This is a genomic window from Lactobacillus sp. PV034, from assembly GCF_014522305.1.
Lineage (GTDB): Bacteria > Bacillota > Bacilli > Lactobacillales > Lactobacillaceae > Lactobacillus.
In genome coordinates, this window is the sequence record NZ_CP041982.1 from 646,486 (window position 1) to 669,999 (window position 23,514).

Consider the following 23,514-nt stretch of genomic DNA (forward strand, 5'->3'; position numbering starts at 1 on the left):
AGATGATGTGCGAAAAGAAAAAGCATTAAGCTATGACTAAATAGCCTAATACTTCCTCAAAAATTATATTGACTTCTATCTAGCAAATTGATCAAGAACTGAAATAAAATATCACCATAATTTACTTATACTTTAAAGTAAATCCATATCGATTTGAGCTTGATCATCCATAAATTTTTGGTTTGGATAGATTGGAGTAATTTCAATTCCATCAAGAGCTCTTTGAATTAGACCTTCAACATCTAATCTATCTTCCAATTTTCTTGCTTCATCCAACTTTGGTTTTGTCTTAGGACGAGGTGGAGCAAAAATTGTACAACAGTCTTCAAATGGTTCAATTGAAAGATCAAAAGTGCCAATATCTTCAGCTAATTTAATTATTTCAGTTTTATCCATAGTTGCAACCGGGCGTAAAACTGGAGTTGAAGTTACATCATTAATTGCAACCATTGATTCCAAGGTTTGAGATGCAACTTGCCCAACAGATTCCCCATTAAAAATAGCCAAACCGCCACGCATTTCACGAATACGATCTGCTAATTGCAACATGAATCTTCTTTGAATGGTCATTAAGTAGCCTTCTGGTAACTTTTCTTTAATTTGTTCCTGAATTTCAGCAAATGGTACTGCAATGAAGTTAATCTTTCCACTATAGTTTGCCAAAATACCAGTTAATTCTTTAGCCTTAGCTAAAGCCTTATCAGTAGTATAAGGTGGGCTAAAGAAGTGAACCATTTCAATATCTACCCCACGTTTTAAAGCTAAGTAAGAGGCTACTGGTGAGTCGATTCCTCCAGAGAGCATCATAACTGCTTTACCAGCAGTTCCAACTGGCATTCCACCTGCTCCTTTAAGCAATTGATTAGAAATATAAATAGCATCATTTCTAACTTCAATTCTTAAGACTAAATCAGGCTTCTTCATTTGAACTTTGAGATTATCCATATTAGCAAAAAGATAATCACCAATAATACTATTTAATTGGTTTGTGTCATATTCAAAATCATGATCACTACGACGAGTATTTACTTTAAAAGTCATCCCATCTTCAAAGGTTGCTTGCATTAATTCAAGTGAAGCTTTCTTAATCGCATCCAAATTCTTCTCTACTTTAATAGTTGGTGAGTAGGTTTGAATTCCAAAAACACGTTTCAAACGTTGATCAATTTCTTCAAATGGTGCACCATTTAATACAATGTGCATTCTGTCATGTTTAGGATGAATCTCTACTTCAGGAAAGTCATTGAGTAATTTAGTAATATTACCGGCAAGTCTTCCAATAAAATCCTTGCGGTTTTTTCCTTTAGTAGAAAGTTCACCATAACGAACCATTACTTCAGTATACTGCATAAATTTCACCTTACTTTAAATGATTAATTTCAGCAAAATGCTGATAAATATCGTCAAAAATGTCTATAAACTTATCTGCTTCTTCTAATGTATTGCTTGGATCAAAACTCAAGCGAATTGCACCGGTAGCAATACTATCATCAACTTTCATTGCGCTCAAAGTTGAACCTTCAACCCCGCTTCTTGAAGAACAAGCACTAGTTGTTGAAGTGAAAATGCCTTTATCTTCAAGAGTATGAACTAAGGTCTCGCCTCTAATTCCTTCTAAGGCAAAACAAAGAATACTTGGCGCAAATTTGTCATTATCTTGTGAAAAGATATGAATGCCTGGCTTATCTTTAAGATAAGCAATAATTTTTTCTCTAACTTTAGCTTCTTGTTCAGCGTTTTTCTTCTCATCTTCCAAATACAAACGCATCGCCTTAGCGGTCGCAGCAATTGCTGGTAAATTTTCGGTACTTGATCTAAGTGCCTTTTCTTGGCCTCCACCATCAATTAATGGCTTAATCATCTTACCAGCTTTTTTGTAAAGAATTCCTACACCTCTAGGAGCATGAAATTTATGTGAAGAAAGACTCATTAAGTCTACTCTTGGAGTAAATACTTCTGACCAAATGTTTTTACCAAGCGCTTGTACGTTATCTACATGGAAGGTTACGTTAGGATAATCTTCTAAGATTTGGCTAATTTCTTTAATCGGTTGAATACTGCCCACTTCGTTATTTACTCCCATAATTGAAACTAAAATTGTTTCATGGTCTAAAGCAGCCTTCAAGTCATCTGGATCAACACGGCCATCCTTGTCAACTGGCAAGACAGTAACACGAAAACCTAAATCTTCTAAGGCTCTAACAGAATTTGAAACAGCAGCATGTTCGACACTACTAGTAATGATATGATTACCGAATTCTTTTTTAGCTAAAGCAGTTCCCTTTAAAGCCCAATTGTCCGATTCACTTCCACTAGAAGTAAAAAAGATTTCATAAGGTTGCACACCTAATAAATCAGCCATTTGCTTACGAGATGCCTCTAATAATTGATGAGAACGGTCCCCTAATTTATGAAGACTAGACGGATTTCCCCAAATTTCTTTACTTACTTTTTCATAGGTATCTAAAGCAGCAAGATAAACCTGAGTTGTTGCACTATTATCAAAATAAATCACTTTTATTACTCCCTATAAAAAACGGCCACAATTGCGGCCGTTATATAACTAATAAGATACTAACTAAAAATTAGTAAAAAATCAATTATTCATCTTCACTTTCTTCATTTAATTCAGCGTAGTATTCTTTTTCAATTCTCTGGTATGCACCAGGCTCTGCCTTTTCAAGAGCTGTCGCAATCACATCAAGTGCATCCTTATAAGCATATTTATTCTTATAGAGATCATACGCTTCCTTGCGAGCGCGCTCAATCTCTTTACGACTACTATATTTATTTGAATATTGCATAGTTAATTCAAATAAATCTGCTGAATTTAAAATTTCTTCTGCTTCTTTTTGTAAGCGATCAATATCTTCTTGAATTTGAATCAATTCATGTGAGATTTTTTCTAAGTTAATACGAACCTGATTCAATTCTTCACTGGTTTCTGAAATTTCTTTAATAACAAGCGTATATAATTGGATAAATCCTTCCGGTTTTCCAGGAAGTTGACGCCGCTCAACTTTACGATAAATCAAAGAAACCTTTTGCTTAAATTGATTAATCGAGTCATTAGCAATCTTTTCCGCATCAAAAAGACCATCGACCTTATCTGATATTTGTTTTTCTCGCACATCAATTTGATCTAATTCTTTAAGCATGGCAAGCCATTTTGCTTCAATCTCAGAATAAACACCTTTTCCTTCTGTCAACTTTTGACAATCAGTATCAAAATCAGTGTTTAAATGGTTTACTCTACTTTCTAATTCTTTTCCTTCTTTTAATTCACCATGATTCAATTCATAGCTTTCATCAATGTGTTCGAGCTTAGCAACTAATTTCGAAGAACTAGTTCTCATGTGACTTAAGACATCAAATAACTTATCTCTATTTTTATCAACAAATGGTTTAGCTTTAAATTCCTTTGTTAGGATATCGTATAAATCATCAATCTCGATTTCAATTTCTTGATCTTGTTTTTTAACCGAATCCAATTCAAGAGTAGCAAGTTTATTCTTACTATCATCAATTTTTTCTCTTAGGCCCTTAACAGTTTTCAAGACATCAACTTCATTAATCATGTACTTATCTTTAATCATATTACGATAAGTATGAGTGATTTCATCCAATTGATCTGGAAAAATATTCTTTAGCTTATCATGAGCATCCTGAATATTAGGTAACTCATCTTTTAGATCATTTAGCTTAATTTGAATTTCGTCTAAAACATTCTTAGCTTCAACATGATCACCCTGATTAGATAAATTCTTTACAGCGTCAAATTGTTTTTCAAGTAAAGAAAGCTCCTTTTCCAATTCATCTAATGCTACTCCGTAATCAAAAGAATTGGCTAAGATACTTTTTCTTTGTTCTTGATATGTCTTTAATAAAGAAGCATATTTTTTTTTATTATCTTTGTTAGATTCCAATAAATCCTTGAGTATCTTTTTGCTATTTTCAACAACTTCTTTAGATTCGGCATAAATTTCTTGAACTTCTTTAATATATTTATGTGCCTTAATTAAAGAATATTTAGCATTAGCTGCAGCAGCTTCTTCCAAAAGATGACGTAATACACCAACTTTTTCTGTATTTACCCTTTGATAAGCTTCACGGTATTCTTGGAAGGTTTCTAAACTTTTACCTGCTAAATCCATCTTTTCTAGGCGCTTTATATCTTCTTTTACTTCAATATCATTTAATTGATCACACTCTCTATCTAAAAGTGCAATTTGATGATTAAAACGCTTATTAATAATAACTGCACTAGCAACACCAGCAATAATAACCAGTATTAAAATGATGATAAATATTGATTCACCTGATGACATAATTACCTCCAATACTAGTACTTCTAATTATAGCAAAAATATAATTGATAAACATAGGAATCTCTAAGTTTCAACTTGATTATTTAATTAAATATTCGTATAATTGAATTCGTGTAAAATATTTGCAGCAATAAGTGACAAGAACGTCAACATCTTAGGACGTTTAGTGAACGAGTAACCCGCCGCTGCACTGGGCGAAATATACAACTTAAGATGCACGAATGTTGAACTTATTCCTTATATTTTACTCCAGTAATTTTTATTAATTTAATGGAGGATATTATTTATGTCAAGATATACTGGTCCAAGCTGGAAACGTTCAAGACGTTTAGGTATTTCCCTTTCTGGTTCAGGTAAAGAAATTAGTCGTCGTAACTATGCACCTGGTGACCATGGTCCTAACAACCGTGCTAAGATTTCTGAATATGGTCAACAATTACACGAAAAGCAAAAATTACGTTGGATGTACGGCTTAAACGAACGTCAATTTAGAAACTTATTCGTTCGTGCTGGTAAGATTCGTGAAGGTAAACACGGTGTTAACTTCATGATTTTACTTGAAAGACGTTTAGACAACGTAGTATTCCTTTTAGGTCTTGCTACTACTAGAGAACAAGCAAGACAACTTGTTAACCACGGTCACATCTTGGTAAACGGCAAGCGCGTTGACATTCCTTCATACGAAGTTAACGTTGGTGACGAAATTAGTTTAAGAGAAAAATCAAAGAACTTACAACAAGTTAAGGATGCTCTTGAAGCAACTGCTTCTCGCCCATCATACGTTTCATTCGATGATAACAAGATGACTGGTACTTTAGTTCGTCTTCCAGAACGTGACGAAATGAACCCAGATATCGACGAAGCTCTTGTTGTTGAATGGTACAACCAAAGACTTTAATCTTAAGTCTATGTTTCAAAAAAGTCTTTTCATTTTTGAAAAGACTTTTTTTGTTTACTTTCTTTTCTTTATATTGGTTTCCCGGTAAACTAATAATTACAATGTAGTAGGAGGGATTACAAATGAGTGAATCGTTAAATGATCGACTACAACAAGCTGCTTCAGGTGTCACACCTCAAACTAAACCTGATGAACGCCGTAAGTTTTTAGGTTCTTTAAGAGAAAGAACCTATTTACGAATGACCGTAGCACAAACTCAAAATCCAAAATTACAGCAACTTTTTTTAGAGCATATAGATGACTATCGTCCCTATAGTATTTTAATTAATGGTAAGATGCCGCAAACTAATTTTGTAAATAAAGTGATGCAGGCATGCTCTCATAATAATATTAAATTTACTCTTATCAATGATCAGACCGCAAAAAATGAACCTGATGCAACTGGTATTTTAGTAGTGGCCAAAGATGCCATTAATCGTTATCGGATTGAAATCGATCAAGTATATGCTCCTTCTATTGAAGTGGCAGACAAATTAGATAATTCTCAGCCCAAGAAACATAGTTTCTTTAGAAAACTTTTTAGAAAAGGAAATTAAAGATGCAACCTTTAGCATATCGTATGCGTCCTACTAATCTCGATGAAGTTGTTGGTCAAGAGCACTTAATTGGTCCAGGTAAAATCATTCGTCGTATGGTTGAAGCACGCTTACTTTCTTCTATGATTCTCTACGGACCACCAGGAATTGGAAAAACATCGATTGCAAGTGCAATTGCTGGTTCGACTAAATATGCATTTCGTAAGCTTAATGCGGCTACTGATACAAAAAAAGATCTCCAAATTGTGGCTGAAGAAAGTAAAATGTCAGGAACAGTAATACTTTTACTCGATGAAATTCATCGTTTAGATAAAACTAAACAGGACTTTTTATTACCCTTATTAGAAGCTGGGCAAATCATTTTAATTGGAGCAACTACGGAAAATCCTTATATTTCTATTTCTCCTGCAATTCGATCAAGGTGTCAGATTTTTGAGCTTCATCCTCTTGAACCTACAGATATCAAAAAAGCAGTTCAAAGAGCCTTAAGCGACGAAGAAAAAGGATTAAAAAAGTATCATCCTACTTTAACACCAGAAGCAGAACAAATGCTAATTGATAAAGGAAATGGTGATTTACGCTCTACTCTCAATGGATTAGAGCTAGCTGTTACATCTACCTATCAAGAATTAAAATTATCCAATAAAGATACTACATCCCTAACCATTGATAAAGATGAAATGGGTAATTCTTTACAAATGAAAACTCAAAACTATGATCGCAACGGAGACGGTCATTATGATTTAATTTCAGCTTTTCAAAAGTCCATTAGAGGTTCGGACACGGATGCTGCTCTTTATTACTTAGCACAGCTCTGCGAATCCGGCGATCTTCCTTCAATCTTTCGGAGATTGTTGGTAATCGCATATGAAGACATTGGTTTAGCTAATCCTGCCGCTTGTCAACATACTACAGCCGCCGTTCAAGCTGCAAACATGGTTGGCCTTCCCGAAGCACGCATCATCCTTGCCAATGCTGTCATTGAACTATGTCTTTCACCTAAAAGTAATAGCGCAATTATGGCTATTGATGCGGCACTTGACGATGTACGTAATCAAAAAAATAATCCTATCCCTAATAGGTTAAAAGATGCTCATTATAAGGGAGCCAAAAAGTTAGGTCATGGTCTTAACTATATTTATCCTCATTCTTATCCGGGAGACTGGATTCCACAACAATACTTACCAGATAACTTAATGGGAAAATCATATTTTAAGCCAAAAGGAAATTCAAAATTTGAAAAAGCATTTAAAAAGCAATACGAAACCCTACTTAAATTACAAAAAGATGGCTTAAATAATGAGAAAAATAATTAAGATAATAAAATTGACTTAGACATCTAATTTGATAAAATATTAAATAGTCTGAGTTGATCGTGAGATTTAATAGAACAGTTGACCGATCAAACAATTGACGTTAGAGTTTGCGAATAACTACTGAATCGGAATACTAGCTTGTCCTAGGATCCATATTCACTGCGACGTAAACTCAGATTTTATCCATTATACGGGTTCAACTAGCGTCATTTTTTCTGAACGGACAACTCAGATCTTTTTGAAAATAAATAGCGCGGCAAGGAAACTTGTCGCGTTTTTTCGTGAAAGAGGAATTTTATGCTCATATATGTTGTAATGATTATTTTTATTTTTATTTTACTCCTAACCGGTGCATATATGCTATGGAGTGAAAGACATGGACAATTTTTAATTTTTAACTTTAGTAATGATTCTAAACTTAGCACTCTTTTTACTATAACCAGTGTTGCTCTTTTTGTAGTAAGTTTTTTGGGGATTTTTATCCTTTTCACTTTAAGCAAAAACTATAACTTTGTTACTTTAATTTTAGGCACTTTAATTATTTTGTTCTTTTCTGCCTCATTTAATCGTTATAATAAATAATCTAATCTTTTCGTTCATCTCTTATTCCAATATTTGGTAAAATAGAATTTGAGAGGTGAATTATTATGTTACAACAATATCAACATATTCAAGTAGCTGTCGATGGTTCAAAAGAAGCAAAGATGGCATTTGCAAAAGCTGTTGAGGTAGCCAAGAGAAACAATGCTACTTTGGAAATCGTTCATGTCATTGATACAAGAGCTTTTCAAGATATTTCTAGTTTTGATTCAGAAATGGTTGAACAAGTTACCAAGGATGTTAAAGGAAGAATTACTAATTACTATGACGAAGCAAAAAAAGCTGGCGTAGAGAAAGTAAATTACCATATTGAATATGGCTCTCCTAAAAATATTCTGGCACATGAATTTCCTGAAAAACATGATATTGATTTAATCATTATTGGTGGTACTGGTCTTAATGCAGTAGAAAGAATTTTAATCGGAAGCATTACAAAATATGTTACACGAACTGCAGACTGTGATGTGCTAGTTATTCGTGAGCCTGCTGCTCAAGATGAAGATATCCATAATAATAAAAACAACAATTAACGACTACTAAAAAAGCTTTGGAATAAAATTCCAAAGCTTTTTTCTACGTAAAGTCAAGCATATTAGGGTGTTTGGCTTTATTTTTAACTTAAATTTCAGTTTAAGTAGCTTGTAGTGTCAATATATTTTTAGAATTAAGCATGATAAATAAGCCCAAGTTTATATCTGATTTTTGGGCTTAGCGTTATAATGTATTTGATCAATTAATTACGACTAAAGTCTTTTTGATTATGTGTGGCTACGTTGTAATCATATAGTTGATCATTAATAATCAGGGCATAAATAGTTCTGATTAATTTATGTATTGAAGCAATAGCTATCTTCTTAAATCCTTTGGTTTGAGAGGATAGCTTTTTGCTTTCGTAATAATCTGCTATATGACAGGGGCTAGTTTTAGCCGCATTCTCAATTTGACCAATAGCACGGTAAAGCAACTTACGTGCTACTGCATTCCCATGCTTAGTAATACTTAAATTAGAATCCATTTCACCTGACTGATATCTACCTGGATCTATGCCAATAAAAGCATTAATTTTATTGGGATTACTAAATCTGCGAATATCTCCCAATTCTGCTAAGACTCTGACTGCAGTAGTTTGGGCAAAGCCTGGAATACTTTCTAGATTTTCTAGATCATGATTAGGTAAAGTCTTAGCTAGTTTAACCATTCTTGTAATTAATTGTTCTCTTTGCTTACTTAGATTAAGTAGTCTTTGGGCATAATATTGTACTTGTTGGACTTCTATACTAGTCTCAGGGACAACTGGATAAGCTTGATTAGCTAATTCAATAAGTTTATCAGCAGTTTTTTGTGCATGTTTAAATGCAATACCTTTTAAATTCATTAGCCAATTAATAAGCTGTCTTTTATCCTCTTGTCTTACCGAATCGCAATGAGAGTAATGTGCAACTATTTGCCAGTAATTATTACCTTTAGCAGTAGAAAATAGATTTTCGATTTCAGGAAAGGTTGATTGTAAAGCCTGGTGAAGTCTATTTTTAGCTATAACTAAATCATCTGTTAGCTGGTCATAGAAACGACTCATAGCGTTGAGCTGCTTATAGGACTGAGACTGGTTTTGACTAACTGGATGATGATAAAGTCTTTGAATTAAAGCTAAATGGTAAGCATCAGTTTTATCAGTCTTATTATGACGTAGTCCCAGATCCATTTCTTTTTTCGCTTTAAGAGGATTAAGCACAACATATTTATAACCGTAATCTTCTAGAAAGGCTTGCAGTCTGCGTGAATAAACACCTGTAGCTTCAAAAATAATTTGTGGTTGTTTAGTAAAGGCGGCTAATTCTTGAAGCAATTTAATAAAACCAGGACGATCGTTAGTAATAGTAAATTCATTTTTACTATCACCAATTAGTTCACAAATAGTAGAAGTAGACTTACTTACATCAATTCCAAAAGTAACTTGCATAATATAAACCTCCTAAGCATGAGTAGTGAAAAGTATTTACTTAAGAAATCAGATCTAATTTTCTAAACTCGACATCAAAGTGTCCACATTCTTCGAAGAGATTATTGATAACCTAAGTAAAACTGCCAGTTTTTAATGCGACATCAAGTGTCTAAAAAGGCTTTGACATATAATTTTACTACTACTTAAATTCTACAAGAGAATAAAAATAGTGAATTAATCATCCCGTCGGATAACTAATTCACTATTTAGCTTAGAATGTTTTTATTTTAAAAATCACCAGCTGTTGAGAACATGTAGTCCTTATGGTGCCACTTCATTGATAAGATTAGTCCAATACCAATCATATTTCCCAATAAGGCTGACCCTCCTTGAGAAACAAATGGTAGTGGAATACCAGTCAGTGGCAGTAAATCAATTCCCATTCCTATATTTTCAAATACGTGGAATAAGATCATCATAATAATTCCTGTTGAAATGTAAGAATAAAAGGCATTTCTCGTCTCAAACGTTATTTGTACCATTTGAAAGATTAGATAGAAATAAATAAATATTATTACACAGCAACCAATAAAACCAAATGTCTCTCCAATTACTGAAAATACCATATCTGAAGTACGAACCGGAACATAAACATTAATTTTTCCAAATCCTTGACCAAATAATTGACCAGAGCCAATGGCTTTCATACTTTGCCATAATTGGTAAGCTCCCTTGGAAGTATCACCTGATGGATCCAACCAAGAATTAATTCTTTCAAATTGATAGGCACGGAAAAAATGCCCTAAAATGGATTGACCACCAGGAGTCACAACCAATAAGATTGCTCCTGCACCTAAAATAAACACCGCCCCATAAATGGGCACAATAATTTTCCAGGAAATACCGGAAACTAAAATTACTCCCCCAACGATTGCAAAGAATACCAACATCGTTCCAAAGTCATTTTGTAGTTTTAACAAAACTGCAACTGGGATTAACCAAGCAAATATTTTTCCAATTAATAGCCAATCATTTCGTAAAGTATGAGCATATTCATTATTATGTTTCTGTACTACTCGTGCTAACATCAAAATAAAGGCTGGTTTCATTAACTCTGAAGGTTGGAATGTTAATGGACCTAGTTTAACCCAACTTTTCGCACCTGTATCAGCTGCTACTTGCCGATCATAAAGAAAAAGAACAGCAATTAAAAGTACTATTCCTATTCCATATGCAATTGGAGCTAACCGATATAACTGTTCAGCATCAAACTGCATCACTAATATTATCAGTACAACCGAAACTAGATACCATATAGCTTGAATTAATACTAATTGTTTTGGACTTCCCATCTTGGGGTCATTAGCTGCGGCAATCCAAATTGAATACAAACTGATTATCGCCAGTAATACTACGGGGATTACAATCCCCCATGCTATTCTGTCATACCAGTTCATTTTATTTTCAACTTTTGCCATAAATTAAACCTTAATTACTTTTCATGCAAAGTGAAGTAAGATAGCAATTCATTAATTGCACTTTCCAAAGTTTTTGAATATAAACTGTGGTTATTCTTACTGGAAACTGCATGATATTTTTCTTCAACTTGCTCAATAATTCCAATTGAGCGTTTCCCCGGAATTACAACTTCCCAAGTAGGATTAGCAACTCCTTTACGTTCATTAACTTCAATATCAATACTTTCTAATTTTCTAGACATACTTTCTCCTATTTTTTATGAAAAGCGTTTGCAATAATTTCATCCTCATAATTTTCAGGATGAGGATTTTTTCTTAAAGTAAAAAACTTTGGTACTGGATCTACTCCACCTTTGACAAAGGGATTACATCTCAAAATCCTAGCTATCCCCATTATTATTCCTAAAATAACCCCATGCATCTTTATCGCATCAATCATATAAGTTGAACATGTTGGATAATATCGACAAGTAGGAGGTAATAATGGCGAAATAAGATTTTGATAGAGCTTTACCAATCCAATAAATATATTTTTCATAGTTAAGTTAACTTAAAAACTGAAATAAGTGAATCCATGTTGAAGGGAAAAATAAATTAAAGGGGTTTCCACTAGCTATCCCACAACCAACAAAAGCTCCTATTAACATTACTATACAAAGTAATAAAAAGAACTTCCCTATTTTTTTTACTTCATTAATTATGGTCGCACTATTAAATAAATTATTCATTTTAATGCTTTCGTCGTGATTGTTTTTCAATATTCTTTAATAATGTTCCAGTTCCTAATGCCACCGCTTCAAGTGGTTCATCAGCCTTTAAAACAGGAACTTGCAAATAATAAGTTATTAACTTATCAATGTTAGCGAGTAGCGCACCACCACCTGTTAACATGATACCACGATCTATAATATCTGCTGATAATTCAGGAGGAGTTTCTTGGAGTACCTCTTTGGTAGCTGCCACTATTGACATCAATCCATCATTTAGTGCTCCCTGTACTTCTGGCGCGGTAATAGTTGTCTGCTTAGGTAAGCCATCAACCATGTCACGTCCACGAATCGTAATTGATGCTTCAGCATCAGCATCAAAGGCAGTACCAATTTCTTTCTTAATTTGCTCTGAAGTTCTTTGACCAATAAGCAAATTCTTTTCACTCTTAATATAGTTAGCAATAGATTGATCCATCTTATCACCAGCCCAACGTACAGATTGAGAGGTAACAATTTCACCCATTGAGAGCACAGCAATATCAGTAGTACCCCCACCAATATCAATTACCATGTTTCCTTGAGGTTTAAAAATATCTAATCCAGCACCTACAGCTGCTACTTTAGGTTCAAAATCTAGATAAACATTACCACCACCAGCTCTTTCCGCTGCCTGAATGATAGCCTTTTGTTCAATTGACGTAACCCCAGTAGGTGCACAAATTAAAATGTTAGGTTTGGACATAAATCCTTTAACATTTAATTTTTCAATAAAGTAAGTTAGCATTTCACCTGCTATATCAAAATCAGCAATTACCCCATTCTTTAATGGGCGAATTACTCGAATATTGCCGGGGGTACGGCCAACCATTTTATATGCTTCTGTTCCAACTGCTACTACTTTGTCAGTATCAGTGTCCACAGCTACTACGGAAGGTTCATTTAGAACAATACCTTTTCCTGAAACGTTGATTAGAACATTAGCTGTTCCTAAGTCAATTCCTATATCTCTTGCCACGTTAGTGCCTCCAGTTTTTAATCATTAAAAATTGTAACATAAAAAAGCTGTTTCTTTAAGAAATAGTCGCAACTTCTCTATTTTTAATAAAAACGTTAATTTTGCACTAAAACAGCATTTTTAAATATAAAGATTGATCAATTAGAGTAATTAAGAATTGTCCAACTAAAAATCCTAGAGCAATAGCTGAAAACAGAAGAAATAATTGAATCTCGAAATTATGTCCCTTTCGAAATAACTTCTCTATTCTTAATCCTTGAATTGCTTTAAATGAAAAAGCAATTGTCACAAAGTATGTAATAATGCTCACTATTGCATGTATTCCTATTTGTTGCATAATTTTCACCATAAAAAAAGACGGATTCTTATCCGTCTTTCAGTAATACTATTTTCCATAATGATTACGCACATTAAGTCGGTTAATTGCACGCCGTAAGGCAATTTCATTTTCCAACATTGTACGTTTATCATGTTTAGCCTTAGCCTCTTCAATATGTTTTTCTGCACGTTCCTTAGCTTCTTGAGCACGTGTTGCATCAATATTACGGGCACGTTCAGCACTATCAGAAATGATAGTAGCAACATTATCAGAAAATTCTATATAACCACCACTAACGGCAATTTCATCAAGACGATTATCCATATCTTGTCCACGTTTAATTTTCACGTCACAAATTTCTAATGGCGCTACAATAGGCATGTGATTATACATAATTGTCATGTCACCATCAGTTGCACGCATTTCTACGAAGACAGCGTGGTGAGAATAAACAATACCATCTGGTGTTACAATATTAACTGTTAAAAGATTCTCTGGTTCTGCCATTTTGCATCACCCTACTTTTCTTCCAACATAGCTTTAGCATCTGGATTCGAAGGAGTTACACCCATTTTTTCAGCCTTCTTGATTACGTCTTCAATTGGACCGACATTACGGAATGCATCTTCTGGAAGGTCATCAAGTTTACCTTCAATAATCATCTTAAATCCTTTAATAGTTTCTTTAATTGAAACATAAGAACCTGGGAGACCAGTAAATTGTTCAGCAACAAAGAAGTTTTGAGACAAGAAGAATTGAATCTTTCTAGCTCTTTGAACAATTAACTTTTCATCATCAGATAATTCATCCATACCTAAAACGGAGATGATATCTTGGAGTTCTTGATAGCGTTGCAAAATATGTTGAACTTCTACAGCAACGTGATAGTGTTCTTCTCCTACTACTTCTGGATCCAAGGCACTTGAAGTTGATTCAAGTGGATCAACAGCCGGATAAATACCCTGTTCAACTAAACGACGTTCCAAGTTAGTAGTTGCATCCAAGTGAGCAAAAGTAGTTGCTGGAGCCGGGTCGGTATAGTCGTCCGCTGGAACATAAACAGCTTGAATTGAAGTAATGGACCCCTTCTTAGTAGAAGTAATTCTTTCTTGTAATTGTCCCATTTCAGTTGCCAAAGTTGGCTGGTAACCTACGGCACTAGGCATTCTTCCTAATAAGGCAGAAATTTCTGAACCGGCCTGAGTAAATCTAAAGATATTATCGATAAAGAGTAATACGTCTAAACCTTCAACATCACGGAAATACTCGGCAATAGTTAACCCGGTTAAAGCAACACGCATTCTGGCACCAGGTGGCTCATTCATCTGACCAAACACCATAGCAGTTTTGGCTAAAACACCAGAAGCCTTCATTTCAAAGTAAAGGTCATTACCTTCACGGGTTCTTTCTCCAACACCAGTAAATACGGAAATACCACCATGTTCTTGAGCAATATTATGAATAAGCTCTTGGATAATAGTAGTCTTACCAACACCGGCACCACCAAATAGACCAACTTTACCACCACGAATATATGGTTCCAGTAAATCTATAACTTTAATACCGGTTTCCAAAATTTCTTCACTTGTGCTTAATTCTTCATAACTAGGAGCACCCTTATGGATACCTTCACGTTTTACATCCTTACCGATTGCTGGACCCCCATCAATTGGTTGACCTAAAACGTTAAATACACGACCTAAAGTTTCTTGACCAACAGGTACAGAAATTGGAGCACCAGTGTCTTCAACTTCCATTCCACGTTGTAAACCGTCGGTAGATTCCATTGCGATAGTTCTTAATACACCATCACCAAGTTCAAGCGTTACTTCAAGAACAATGGTCTTACCATCTTTGTTTTTAACCTTTAAGGCATTATTAATATCTGGCAAAGAATCATTGATTGGAAATTCAACGTCAACAACAGGACCAATAACTTGGTTGATTTCGCCTTTACTCAAAAATATCTACCTCCTTTTCTTTTCTATTATTATTCAAGAGCATTTGCACCACCAATAATTTCAGTAAGTTCAGTAGTGATTTGTCCTTGTCTTGCTCTATTTAATTTCTTCTCTAAATCAGAAACAATATCTTTAGCATTATCAGATGCACTTTGCATAGCTGTCATTGAACTGGCATGTTCAGCAGTTTTAGCATCCAAAATCGCACCAAATATCATTGATCTTGCATATTGAGGTAAAACAGTTTGTAAAACAGCATCTACATTTGGTTCAATGAGATACTCAGTAGATAGGGCTTTTTTATCTTGATTAATATCGATATCAGATAAAGGTAGCATTTTTTCTACTCTAAAAGCGGATGTCAAACTATTTACATGGTGAGTATAACAAACATATAGCTCATCATATACACCATTTAAATACATCTTTAGTGCAGTTTGAATAACATCTTTTACATCTTCATAGGTTGGTACATTTGCTACTCCGCTGTCTTCATAAACAACATTTAAATTTTGTTTTTTAAAGAACTGAGCAGCTACGCTACCAACAGCAAGAATTTTGCTGTCTTTCTTTTGAGCCTCATTATCCTTAAAAATACTCATCATATTTTTAATTACTTGACTGTTATATGATCCAACCAAACCTCTATCACCAGCAATTACGAGATAACCAGTGGATTTTATTTCCTTACGAGGCTGAATCAAATCGGTTAAACTACCAAGATTAAAAATATCACCATAATTAAGAGTAGATAAACTATTGCTATCACTGTTACCTACATCTAAAAATTCTGAGATTCTCCCGCTCATAAGGTGAGAAACAGTATCACGAACCTTATCGTGATAAACAGAATAATGTTCATCTAATTTTTCGGTCTGATTTAAGTGTACCCCTGAAACCATTCTCATAGCTTCAGTGATTTGACCAGTTTTCTGAGTAGAAGAAATTTTCTTCTTTAATTCAAGGAGAGATTCTGCCAATGAAAAAACCTCCTCTAATCTTTACTGATTGAAAAACCTTCGTTGAAGTTCTTTAAAGCAGCATTAAGCTTTTCTTCATCAGGTAAATCACCAGTCTTACGAATTACATCAAGTAAGTCATTATAGTTACTTGCAAAGTAATCGTACAAGTCAAGTTCATAACGTTGAATATCATCAACAGGAATTTTATCTAAAAATCCATGTGTTAATGCATAAAGAATCAAGACTTCATCTTCTACTGGTAAAGTCTTATGTAATGGTTGTTTTAAGACTTCAACAGTACGACGACCACGATTTAATTTAGCTTGCGTAGCTTGATCTAAGTCACTACCAAATTGGGCAAAACTTTCAAGTTCTCTATATGAAGCTAAATCCACACGCAAGGTACCGGCAACTTTCTTCATTGCCTTAATCTGAGCGCTCCCACCAACACGAGAAACTGATTCACCAGCATTAATGGCTGGACGTGTACCAGAATTAAATAAATCTGCTTCCAAGAAAATCTGACCATCAGTAATAGAAATAACATTTGTTGGAATATATGCAGAAATATCTCCTGCTTGAGTTTCAATAAATGGAATCGCAGTCATTGATCCACCACCAAGTTTGTCACTCAACTTAGCACTACGTTCCAATAAACGTGAGTGTAAGTAGAAGACATCACCTGGATAAGCTTCACGACCAGGTGGACGACGGAGAAGTAAGGATATTTCACGATATGCGACGGCTTGTTTACTTAAGTCATCGAATACGATTAATACATCCTTACCATTGTACATAAATTCTTCTCCCATGGCAGTTCCTGCATAAGGAGCAATGTAAAGCATTGGTGCAGGTTCACTTGGACCAGCTTCTACAACAATTGTATAGTCCATTGCACCGTAACGCTTTAAGGTTTCTACAGAATTTTTAACTGTAGATTCTTTTTGTCCGATGGCAACATAAATACAGATAACATCTTGTCCCTTTTGATTAATAATTGTATCAAGAGCAAGTGCAGTCTTACCTGTTTTACGGTCACCAATGATTAATTCACGCTGTCCACGACCAATTGGTACTAAAGCATCAATAGATTTAATACCAGTTTGAAGTGGTTGATCAACAGATTGACGATCCATAACACCAGGAGCCTGGCTTTCAATTGGACGAGTCTTATCTGTCTTGATTTCGCCTAAACCATCAACTGCTTGTCCAAGTGGATTAACAACACGTCCAATTAATGCATCACCCACAGGAACTTCCATAACACGTCCGGTTCTCTTAACTTGATCCCCTTCACGAATATTATCGAATTTACCTAAAATGATAATACCAACATCATTAGCCTCAAGGTTTTGCGCAATACCATATGAACCATTTGAAAATTGTAATAATTCACTTGATAAAGCATTATTAAGGCCGTGAGCACGGGCTATACCGTCACCGACGTAGGTTACAGTACCCACTTCGTCTATGTTGAGCTTGTCATCATATTTTTCAAGCTGTTGTTTGATTAAAGAGCTAATTTCTTCAGCTTTAATGCTCAATGGTTTCACCTCTTTTATTTTCTAGTAATTGCTCACGAATTTCTTGCAATTTGGTTCTAATTGAACCATCAATTCTAATATCTCCTACTTGGAGGACGACGCCACCCAAGATACTTGGATCGACTTTATTTTTAACCTTCAAAGTTGCTAGACCGTACTTCTTTGCGTAAGCATTAGCAATCTTGTCTAATTCTTCCTTTTGAAGTGCGATTGCTGTAGTAGCAATTCCATCAGCAATATTTTTAGCTTTGTTATAACGGACATCGAATGCTTCGATGATATCGATAAAATCACTAAAACGTTGATATTCAACTAAAAATTTTAAAAATTCTTTTGTTTCATCTGATGTTCCAGTAGTAAAAGTATCAAGGAAAGTTCTTTTTTCATCTTTACTTAAAATTGGATCAGATAAAAGTTGAATTATTTCCGGATTAGCTTTTGCAACTTGAAGTAAAACGTTTAATTCGTCATGAACTTCATCAAGAACATTTGCGTCATAACTATATTCAAATAAAGCCTTACTGTATCTAGCAGCAATTTCTTCTCTACTTAAAGCCATTAGTCATCGAGCCCCTTGATAAAACTATCTACCAAGTCTTTTTGATCTTCTTCATTTAAATTTTTACTAATTAGCTTTTCAGCAATTGAAATTGAAAGATCTGCAACTTGATCACGAGCTTCATTTAAAGCATCTGTCTTTGCTTGTTTTGCATCTTCAGCTGCCTTTTTTCTAATAGCGGTAGCTTCATCATCAGCTTGACTAATAATTTGATTTTTAGTCTTTTCCGCATTGCTTTTTGCAGTAGAAAGAATTTGAGTTGCCTCTTGTTTAGAGTCTTTTAGTGCTGCTTCACGCTCATTTGCAAGTAATTCTGCTTTTTTGCGGTCACTTTCTGCTTGATCTAAGTCATCAATAACTTTTTGACGACGCTTTTCCATCATATCAGTAACCGGACCCCAAGCATAATGCCCTACAAGAATAAGCAAAAGTGCAAAAATTAGAAGGTAATACAAAGTATCACCTAACTCTAGTTTTAAGGCTGCAAACATTAATTGCATAGTTTCCCCTTCTTTCTTGTAATAACGATCTCCTTAACGAAATTACATAAAGAGGATTAAGAAACCAATAACTAATGACAAAATAGGAACAGCTTCGATTAAACCTACACCGATGAACATCATTGATCTCAATGAGCCTGCAGATTCAGGTTGTCTTGCCATACCTTCAATAGTTTTTGAAATAACCTTACCGTTACCGTAGGCAGCAGCTAATGCGGCAAAACCAGCAGCGATTGCGGCACCAATATATTTCAAACCATCTTTCATAGTAAAACCTCCGTAAAATTATTCTTTAGTAACCTTCTTACCAATATATACCATTGATAAAGTTACGAAAACATATGCCTGGATAGAGCCAATAAAGACAGAGAAGCCTTGCCAAACTAAAGTTAATGGAATAGAAGCAACAGTAGTAATCCATCCTGCACTCTTAGCAAACCTATCACCGATTAAAGTTAGTAAAACTTCACCTGCATAAATATTACCGTAAAGACGTAATGATAACGTCAAGAAATTAGTAAATTCTTCGATAAGATTGATGGGCAACATAAAGCTGACCGGTCTTGCATATGATCCCAAATAGCCTTTTAATCCATACTTTGCAACTCCATAGTTATATGATAAAAGCAATGTCATTAATGCCATTGTCATAGTAATCATAGGGTTGGCTGTTGGTGATTTAACAAGGATATGGTCGTTAATTGAAAATTCAAAGAACAAACCTAATTGGTTCATGAAAAAGATAAACATGAACAATGTAAATGCATAAAGTGATAAGTGCTTTTGTGCATCTTTATCTTCAACATTGTCTTTTACAATATTATTTGTAAAATCAATGAAATATTCGATAAAGTTCTGCTTTTTGCTAGGTTTTAAACTAGCCTTATGGCCAAGCCAATAAAGTAGAATAAATGCACAAACCGCAACTAGGGTACCACCTAGACAGTTAGTTAGGTTAAAGTTCAATCCAAACAAATTAACAACGACTGATTTCTCACCCACTTCGTAACCTCCCTTCTTGTGCTGAATACCTCAAACACAATACTGATTTTAACACCAAGCAAAATAATTAAAAACCTGTTTTTAAAATATTTTGCATACTTTAGTAAGTTACTTTGTACCAAAAAGACGGTCACCAGCGTCTCCTAAGCCAGGATAAATATATCCGTTATCCATAAGTTTTTCATCTAGTGCAGCGGCATAAATATCTACATCAGGATTAGCATCTTGAATTGCTTTAACGCCTTCAGGAGCTGCTACTAAAACTGCGAGACGAATATTTCTAGCACCACGTTTTTTCAATGCTTCAATTGCCATATTTGCTGATCCACCTGTAGCAAGCATTGGATCAACAATGATACATTCACGTTCTTCAATATCAGGTGGCATCTTAAAGAAGTATTCATGGGGCTTTAAAGTTTCCTCATCACGGTACATTCCGATATGACCAACTTTAGCAGAAGGAATCATCTGTAACACTCCATCCACCATTCCCAAACCAGCACGTAAAATAGGTACTATTGCTAATTTTTTACCTGCAAGTTCTTTTTGGGTAGTTTTACCAACTGGAGTTTCAATTTCAATATCCTTTAATGGTAAATCACGTGTCATCTCATAAACCATCAGTCCACCAATTTCACCAACAATTTGGCGAAATTCATTAGTACCTGTATCTTTCTTACGAATGATAGTTAATTTATGTTGAATCAATGGATGATTTAAAACAGTAAATTTTCCCATAGTTACCTCCTATTTTTAATCCATTTCACCTATATTTTAGCAGACTATAAGGTTAAAGTTCGCACTAAATAAAAAAACTAAGGTTATCAATTCAACCTTAGTTTTATCAAATAATATTAATTATTTTTTTCAAAATGGTGACCTGCAGCTGACTTATTTAAACGATTCATGTAAGCTGCACTAATGTCACCTTGCTTAAATCCTTGGACGTAGATTTCTTTAATTTGAGCTTGATTGTCAAAAAAGCGCAGTGCGCCAAATAAATTATGGGCAGCCTCATCAATACTTGTACCCAAACTAAATTTATTCTTTGCTTCAATTTTATCTAAAACAGAATCTAAGGCGACTACACCAATATCATCCCCATGAGGGATTGAATTAAAATCTTCTTCACGATCTACAATATAAACGGGAGCACTTGGAGCATAATGTCGATACTTCATTCCTGGTGCTTTAGGTACACCAGCGGTCACTGCCGTCCCCTTATTCATTAATACTTCTTCACCAAGAACTTCTCCTAGTTCTTCAGGTGTAATTTCACCCGGACGCAAAACAATAGGTTTTGCTACTGACAAATCAATAATAGTTGATTCAAGTCCAATTGCTGTAGGTCCACTATCAATAATTCCAGCAATTTTTCCTTTCAAATCATGATAGACATGTTCAGCCGTAGTGGGACTAGGCTTAGTAGAAGTATTAGCGGAGGGGCCAACAATAGGAGCGCCTAATTGACTAATTAATTCATGTGTTAATGCATCATTTGGACATCTAAAAGCAGCAGTTGGCAACCCACCAGTTACTGCAGTTGGCAAACTTCCTTCTTTTGCTGGCAAAATCATAGTTAACGGACCTGGCCAAAAATGATTAATTAATTTTTGGGCACGTTCTGGAATATTTTCAACATATTGCGCCATCATCTTTTCATCAGCTACAGTTACAATTAATGGATTATCACTTGGCCGTCCTTTAGCAGCATACACACCTTTGACAGCTTTTTCATTAGTAGCTAAAGCCCCTAAGCCATAGACGGTTTCAGTAGGAAAGGCAACAAGTTCACCTTGCTTTAATAATTTTACTGCTTCAGGAATATCATCTTTCTTGAAAATCTTAGTTTCCAATTACTTTTGCCACCTTCCATGAACCATTCTTGGCTTTCCAGCTAGATCATTTCTAAATTCAATCTCAAAATCTGGCAATTCTTTTGCAAAAAGTTCTTCTAATTGTTCTTTTTCACTAAAACCAAACTCCATGAAGAATTGACCATAACTATTTAAGTGTTCACGAACTTGTTTGACGAATTTACGATAAAAATCTAAGCCGTCTGCTCCACCGTAAAGAGCCTCTTCTGGCTCATTCTTCTTTACATTTTCATCCATCAAATCTTTTTCAGAAAGTTTGATATAAGGTGGATTAGAAATGATTACATCAAATTTTTCTAGACCAATTAAGACATTTGCTTTTCTTGTAATAACATCAATATCATACTTTAAAAAGTTTTCTTCACTTTCTCGCAAAGCATTGTCAGTAATATCACTAGCATATAGTTGCAGATTATTAATATCTTTTTTGGCTAATTCTTGGGCTAAGGCTACCATAATAGCTCCAGAACCTGTTCCTAAGTCTAAAATCTTAGTCTGATCTTGGATGTTATCAAGTGCCCATTTGACTAGTTCTTCAGTTTCAAACCGAGGTATTAAAACTCCACGCTTAACTAAGATTTTATAGCCATAAAACCAGCTAAATCCAAGAATATATTGTGGAGATACCCCACGACGTAATTTTTTGATATCTTTGTTAGCTTGTTTTAGCTGCTCTTCATTTAACTCATCATTTAAATGTAACTGATATTCAGAAGGAGTGTAGCCAAGGCGTTCGCCTAAAACAAAATCAAGATCTCCTTCACGAATATCTGGGTTATCTTTCAAGGTGGTTTCTTTTATAGCATTTAAAGTATTAGGCATTTTCTTCCGCCATCTTCTCCAATTCTTGAGTTTGATAATACAAAACAAGGGCATTAATTACTTCATCAAGTTCACCGTTCATTACTCGATCAAGCTTATTAATTGTTAAGCCAATACGGTGATCTGTAACTCTGTTTTGTGGATAGTTATAAGTTCTGATTCTTTCAGAACGGTCACCAGTACCTACAGCACTTTTTCTTTCAGCATCATATTGATCACGATTTTGACTTTCGTAATAATCATAGACACGTGATTTCAAAATTTGCATAGCCTTTTCACGGTTTTGTTGTTGACTACGTTGATCTTGCATAGCCACTACAATACCTGTTGGCAAGTGAGTCATACGTACGGCACTGGAAGTTTTGTTAATGTGCTGACCACCGGCACCAGATGAGCGATAAACATCTACCCTAATATCTTTAGGATCTAAATCGATATCCACTTGTTCATATTCAGGCATAACCGCTACTGTAGCAGTTGAAGTATGAACTCTACCCTGAGATTCAGTTACTGGAATACGTTGCACACGGTGAGCACCATTTTCATATTTTAATTTGGAGTAAACCTTATCACCAGTAATCATAATCGCAACATGTTTGTACCCGCCCACTTCAGTTGGTTCAGAATCAATAACTGAAACTTTCCAACCTTGAGTTTCGGCATACTTTTCATACATTCTAAGTAAGTCGCCAGCAAATAAGGAAGCTTCATCACCACCGGCTGCTCCACGAATTTCCATGATAATATCCTTATCATCATTAGGGTCTTTAGGAAGCATCAAAATCTTGATTTTTTCTTCAAGTTCCTCTACTTCTTTTTCTAATTCTGAATTTTCTTCCTTTGCCATTTCTACTAAATCAGCATCAGATTCATTTGAAATAATTTCTTTGTTGTCAGAAACTTCTTTTTGATCAGCTGTATATTTACGATATGCTTGTACAACTTCTCTCATATCAGCTTCTTCTTTTGAAATTTCCATATAACGTTTTGTATCATTAATTACTTCCGGATCAGCCATCATTTCTTGAAGTTCTTCATAATGGGCAACTAATCCTTCTAGACGTGCCATAACTTTATCCATTAGT

At 34.7% G+C, this 23,514-nt stretch carries 27 protein-coding genes; 5 read left to right on the forward strand and 22 right to left on the reverse strand.

The features are described 5' to 3' along the window. Nucleotides 1-132 precede the first annotated feature (132 nt). From thiI to ezrA, 3 genes are all read right to left on the reverse strand, one after another. The gene (thiI, locus tag FP432_RS03285; protein WP_265489429.1) at nt 133-1,350 is read right to left on the reverse strand and encodes a tRNA uracil 4-sulfurtransferase ThiI; all 1,218 of its coding nucleotides are present in this window, start codon (nt 1,348-1,350) and stop codon (nt 133-135) included. Between the two features lie 10 nt (nt 1,351-1,360). Next, on the reverse strand, nt 1,361-2,515 hold the full coding sequence (locus FP432_RS03290; RefSeq protein WP_265489430.1) for a cysteine desulfurase family protein: 1,155 nt from the start codon (nt 2,513-2,515) through the stop codon (nt 1,361-1,363). 85 nt (nt 2,516-2,600) lie between these two features. After that, nucleotides 2,601-4,328, reverse strand: a complete 1,728-nt coding sequence (gene ezrA, locus FP432_RS03295; RefSeq protein WP_265489431.1) for a septation ring formation regulator EzrA — start codon at nt 4,326-4,328, stop codon at nt 2,601-2,603. 286 nt (nt 4,329-4,614) lie between these two features. Between ezrA and rpsD the strand changes: the two genes are divergently transcribed. The 5 genes from rpsD to FP432_RS03320 all read left to right on the forward strand — a co-directional run bounded on the left by rpsD (nt 4,615) and on the right by FP432_RS03320 (nt 8,268). Beyond that, the gene (rpsD, locus tag FP432_RS03300; RefSeq protein WP_265489432.1) at nt 4,615-5,226 is read left to right on the forward strand and encodes a 30S ribosomal protein S4; all 612 of its coding nucleotides are present in this window, start codon (nt 4,615-4,617) and stop codon (nt 5,224-5,226) included. A gap of 122 nt (nt 5,227-5,348) precedes the next feature. After that, nucleotides 5,349-5,822, forward strand: a complete 474-nt coding sequence (locus FP432_RS03305; RefSeq protein ID WP_265489433.1) for a YueI family protein — start codon at nt 5,349-5,351, stop codon at nt 5,820-5,822. A 2-nt stretch (nt 5,823-5,824) separates the two neighbouring features. Further along, entirely contained in the window at nt 5,825-7,138 is a 1,314-nt protein-coding gene (locus FP432_RS03310; RefSeq protein ID WP_265489434.1) for a replication-associated recombination protein A, read from the forward strand. A gap of 297 nt (nt 7,139-7,435) precedes the next feature. Continuing rightward, nucleotides 7,436-7,720, forward strand: coding sequence for a hypothetical protein (locus tag FP432_RS03315; protein WP_265489435.1), 285 nt, complete (start codon nt 7,436-7,438; stop codon nt 7,718-7,720). 65 nt (nt 7,721-7,785) lie between these two features. Next, complete coding sequence (locus FP432_RS03320) at nt 7,786-8,268, forward strand: universal stress protein (protein WP_265489436.1); 483 nt, start codon at nt 7,786-7,788, stop codon at nt 8,266-8,268. 203 nt (nt 8,269-8,471) lie between these two features. Here FP432_RS03320 and FP432_RS03325 read toward each other — a convergent pair whose 3' ends face one another. The 19 genes from FP432_RS03325 to prfA form a co-directional block, all read right to left on the reverse strand. Continuing rightward, on the reverse strand, nt 8,472-9,698 hold the full coding sequence (locus FP432_RS03325; protein ID WP_265489437.1) for an IS110 family transposase: 1,227 nt from the start codon (nt 9,696-9,698) through the stop codon (nt 8,472-8,474). Between the two features lie 269 nt (nt 9,699-9,967). Beyond that, nucleotides 9,968-11,158, reverse strand: a complete 1,191-nt coding sequence (locus tag FP432_RS03330) for an FtsW/RodA/SpoVE family cell cycle protein (protein WP_265489438.1) — start codon at nt 11,156-11,158, stop codon at nt 9,968-9,970. A gap of 14 nt (nt 11,159-11,172) precedes the next feature. Further along, entirely contained in the window at nt 11,173-11,400 is a 228-nt protein-coding gene (locus tag FP432_RS03335; protein WP_265489439.1) for a DUF2969 domain-containing protein, read from the reverse strand. Between the two features lie 8 nt (nt 11,401-11,408). Then, on the reverse strand, nt 11,409-11,696 hold the full coding sequence (yidD, locus tag FP432_RS03340; protein ID WP_265489440.1) for a membrane protein insertion efficiency factor YidD: 288 nt from the start codon (nt 11,694-11,696) through the stop codon (nt 11,409-11,411). Between the two features lie 7 nt (nt 11,697-11,703). Then, a complete protein-coding gene (locus FP432_RS08005) occupies nt 11,704-11,886 on the reverse strand; it encodes a DNA-directed RNA polymerase subunit beta (RefSeq protein WP_322555884.1) in 183 nt (60 codons plus the stop codon). A 1-nt stretch (nt 11,887) separates the two neighbouring features. Continuing rightward, nucleotides 11,888-12,883, reverse strand: a complete 996-nt coding sequence (locus tag FP432_RS03350) for a rod shape-determining protein (protein ID WP_265489441.1) — start codon at nt 12,881-12,883, stop codon at nt 11,888-11,890. 106 nt (nt 12,884-12,989) lie between these two features. Next, on the reverse strand, nt 12,990-13,220 hold the full coding sequence (locus FP432_RS03355; protein WP_265489442.1) for a DUF1146 domain-containing protein: 231 nt from the start codon (nt 13,218-13,220) through the stop codon (nt 12,990-12,992). Nucleotides 13,221-13,268: 48 nt separating this feature from the next. Beyond that, nucleotides 13,269-13,709 carry a F0F1 ATP synthase subunit epsilon gene (locus FP432_RS03360; RefSeq protein ID WP_265489443.1) on the reverse strand — a complete coding sequence of 147 codons (441 nt, stop codon included), beginning with the start codon at nt 13,707-13,709 and terminating at the stop codon, nt 13,269-13,271. An 11-nt stretch (nt 13,710-13,720) separates the two neighbouring features. Further along, entirely contained in the window at nt 13,721-15,163 is a 1,443-nt protein-coding gene (gene atpD / locus FP432_RS03365; protein ID WP_265489444.1) for a F0F1 ATP synthase subunit beta, read from the reverse strand. 29 nt (nt 15,164-15,192) lie between these two features. Further along, nucleotides 15,193-16,143 (reverse strand): F0F1 ATP synthase subunit gamma, encoded by a 951-nt coding sequence (locus FP432_RS03370; RefSeq protein WP_265489445.1) that lies wholly within the window; start codon nt 16,141-16,143, stop codon nt 15,193-15,195. Between the two features lie 14 nt (nt 16,144-16,157). Then, complete coding sequence (gene atpA / locus FP432_RS03375) at nt 16,158-17,669, reverse strand: F0F1 ATP synthase subunit alpha (protein WP_322555885.1); 1,512 nt, start codon at nt 17,667-17,669, stop codon at nt 16,158-16,160. Next, the gene (atpH, locus tag FP432_RS03380; RefSeq protein WP_265489447.1) at nt 17,659-18,228 is read right to left on the reverse strand and encodes an ATP synthase F1 subunit delta; all 570 of its coding nucleotides are present in this window, start codon (nt 18,226-18,228) and stop codon (nt 17,659-17,661) included. Before atpH ends, atpA begins: the two co-directional genes overlap by 11 nt. Further along, nucleotides 18,228-18,728 (reverse strand): F0F1 ATP synthase subunit B, encoded by a 501-nt coding sequence (gene atpF, locus FP432_RS03385; protein ID WP_265489448.1) that lies wholly within the window; start codon nt 18,726-18,728, stop codon nt 18,228-18,230. Before atpF ends, atpH begins: the two co-directional genes overlap by 1 nt. A 42-nt stretch (nt 18,729-18,770) precedes the next feature. Beyond that, nucleotides 18,771-18,983 carry a F0F1 ATP synthase subunit C gene (gene atpE, locus FP432_RS03390; protein WP_265489598.1) on the reverse strand — a complete coding sequence of 71 codons (213 nt, stop codon included), beginning with the start codon at nt 18,981-18,983 and terminating at the stop codon, nt 18,771-18,773. A gap of 30 nt (nt 18,984-19,013) precedes the next feature. Next, nucleotides 19,014-19,730, reverse strand: coding sequence for a F0F1 ATP synthase subunit A (atpB, locus tag FP432_RS03395; protein ID WP_265489449.1), 717 nt, complete (start codon nt 19,728-19,730; stop codon nt 19,014-19,016). Between the two features lie 108 nt (nt 19,731-19,838). Then, on the reverse strand, nt 19,839-20,468 hold the full coding sequence (gene upp, locus FP432_RS03400; RefSeq protein WP_265489450.1) for a uracil phosphoribosyltransferase: 630 nt from the start codon (nt 20,466-20,468) through the stop codon (nt 19,839-19,841). 116 nt (nt 20,469-20,584) lie between these two features. Beyond that, nucleotides 20,585-21,586 carry an L-threonylcarbamoyladenylate synthase gene (locus tag FP432_RS03405; RefSeq protein ID WP_265489451.1) on the reverse strand — a complete coding sequence of 334 codons (1,002 nt, stop codon included), beginning with the start codon at nt 21,584-21,586 and terminating at the stop codon, nt 20,585-20,587. Beyond that, nucleotides 21,587-22,429 carry a peptide chain release factor N(5)-glutamine methyltransferase gene (prmC, locus tag FP432_RS03410; RefSeq protein WP_265489452.1) on the reverse strand — a complete coding sequence of 281 codons (843 nt, stop codon included), beginning with the start codon at nt 22,427-22,429 and terminating at the stop codon, nt 21,587-21,589. Further along, nucleotides 22,422-23,510 carry a peptide chain release factor 1 gene (gene prfA / locus FP432_RS03415; protein WP_265489453.1) on the reverse strand — a complete coding sequence of 363 codons (1,089 nt, stop codon included), beginning with the start codon at nt 23,508-23,510 and terminating at the stop codon, nt 22,422-22,424. Before prfA ends, prmC begins: the two co-directional genes overlap by 8 nt. Nucleotides 23,511-23,514 lie beyond the last annotated feature (4 nt).

Bases quoted from the DNA above. Each gene is read 5' to 3' on its own strand.
- atpH (WP_265489447.1), bottom strand. From the start codon at position 18,228: ATGGCTTTAAGTAGAGAAGAAATTGCTGCTAGATACAGTAAGGCTTTA.
- FP432_RS03335 (WP_265489439.1), bottom strand. From the start codon at position 11,400: ATGTCTAGAAAATTAGAAAGTATTGATATTGAAGTTAATGAACGTAAA.
- FP432_RS03355 (WP_265489442.1), bottom strand. From the start codon at position 13,220: ATGCAACAAATAGGAATACATGCAATAGTGAGCATTATTACATACTTT.
- FP432_RS03320 (WP_265489436.1), top strand. From the start codon at position 7,786: ATGTTACAACAATATCAACATATTCAAGTAGCTGTCGATGGTTCAAAA.
- atpF (WP_265489448.1), bottom strand. From the start codon at position 18,728: ATGCAATTAATGTTTGCAGCCTTAAAACTAGAGTTAGGTGATACTTTG.
- FP432_RS08005 (WP_322555884.1), bottom strand. From the start codon at position 11,886: ATGAATAATTTATTTAATAGTGCGACCATAATTAATGAAGTAAAAAAA.
- ezrA (WP_265489431.1), bottom strand. From the start codon at position 4,328: ATGTCATCAGGTGAATCAATATTTATCATCATTTTAATACTGGTTATT.
- FP432_RS03325 (WP_265489437.1), bottom strand. From the start codon at position 9,698: ATGCAAGTTACTTTTGGAATTGATGTAAGTAAGTCTACTTCTACTATT.
- yidD (WP_265489440.1), bottom strand. From the start codon at position 11,696: ATGAAAAATATATTTATTGGATTGGTAAAGCTCTATCAAAATCTTATT.
- rpsD (WP_265489432.1), top strand. From the start codon at position 4,615: ATGTCAAGATATACTGGTCCAAGCTGGAAACGTTCAAGACGTTTAGGT.
- prfA (WP_265489453.1), bottom strand. From the start codon at position 23,510: ATGGATAAAGTTATGGCACGTCTAGAAGGATTAGTTGCCCATTATGAA.
- prmC (WP_265489452.1), bottom strand. From the start codon at position 22,429: ATGCCTAATACTTTAAATGCTATAAAAGAAACCACCTTGAAAGATAAC.
- FP432_RS03310 (WP_265489434.1), top strand. From the start codon at position 5,825: ATGCAACCTTTAGCATATCGTATGCGTCCTACTAATCTCGATGAAGTT.
- FP432_RS03315 (WP_265489435.1), top strand. From the start codon at position 7,436: ATGCTCATATATGTTGTAATGATTATTTTTATTTTTATTTTACTCCTA.
- FP432_RS03305 (WP_265489433.1), top strand. From the start codon at position 5,349: ATGAGTGAATCGTTAAATGATCGACTACAACAAGCTGCTTCAGGTGTC.
- upp (WP_265489450.1), bottom strand. From the start codon at position 20,468: ATGGGAAAATTTACTGTTTTAAATCATCCATTGATTCAACATAAATTA.
- FP432_RS03360 (WP_265489443.1), bottom strand. From the start codon at position 13,709: ATGGCAGAACCAGAGAATCTTTTAACAGTTAATATTGTAACACCAGAT.
- thiI (WP_265489429.1), bottom strand. From the start codon at position 1,350: ATGCAGTATACTGAAGTAATGGTTCGTTATGGTGAACTTTCTACTAAA.
- FP432_RS03330 (WP_265489438.1), bottom strand. From the start codon at position 11,158: ATGGCAAAAGTTGAAAATAAAATGAACTGGTATGACAGAATAGCATGG.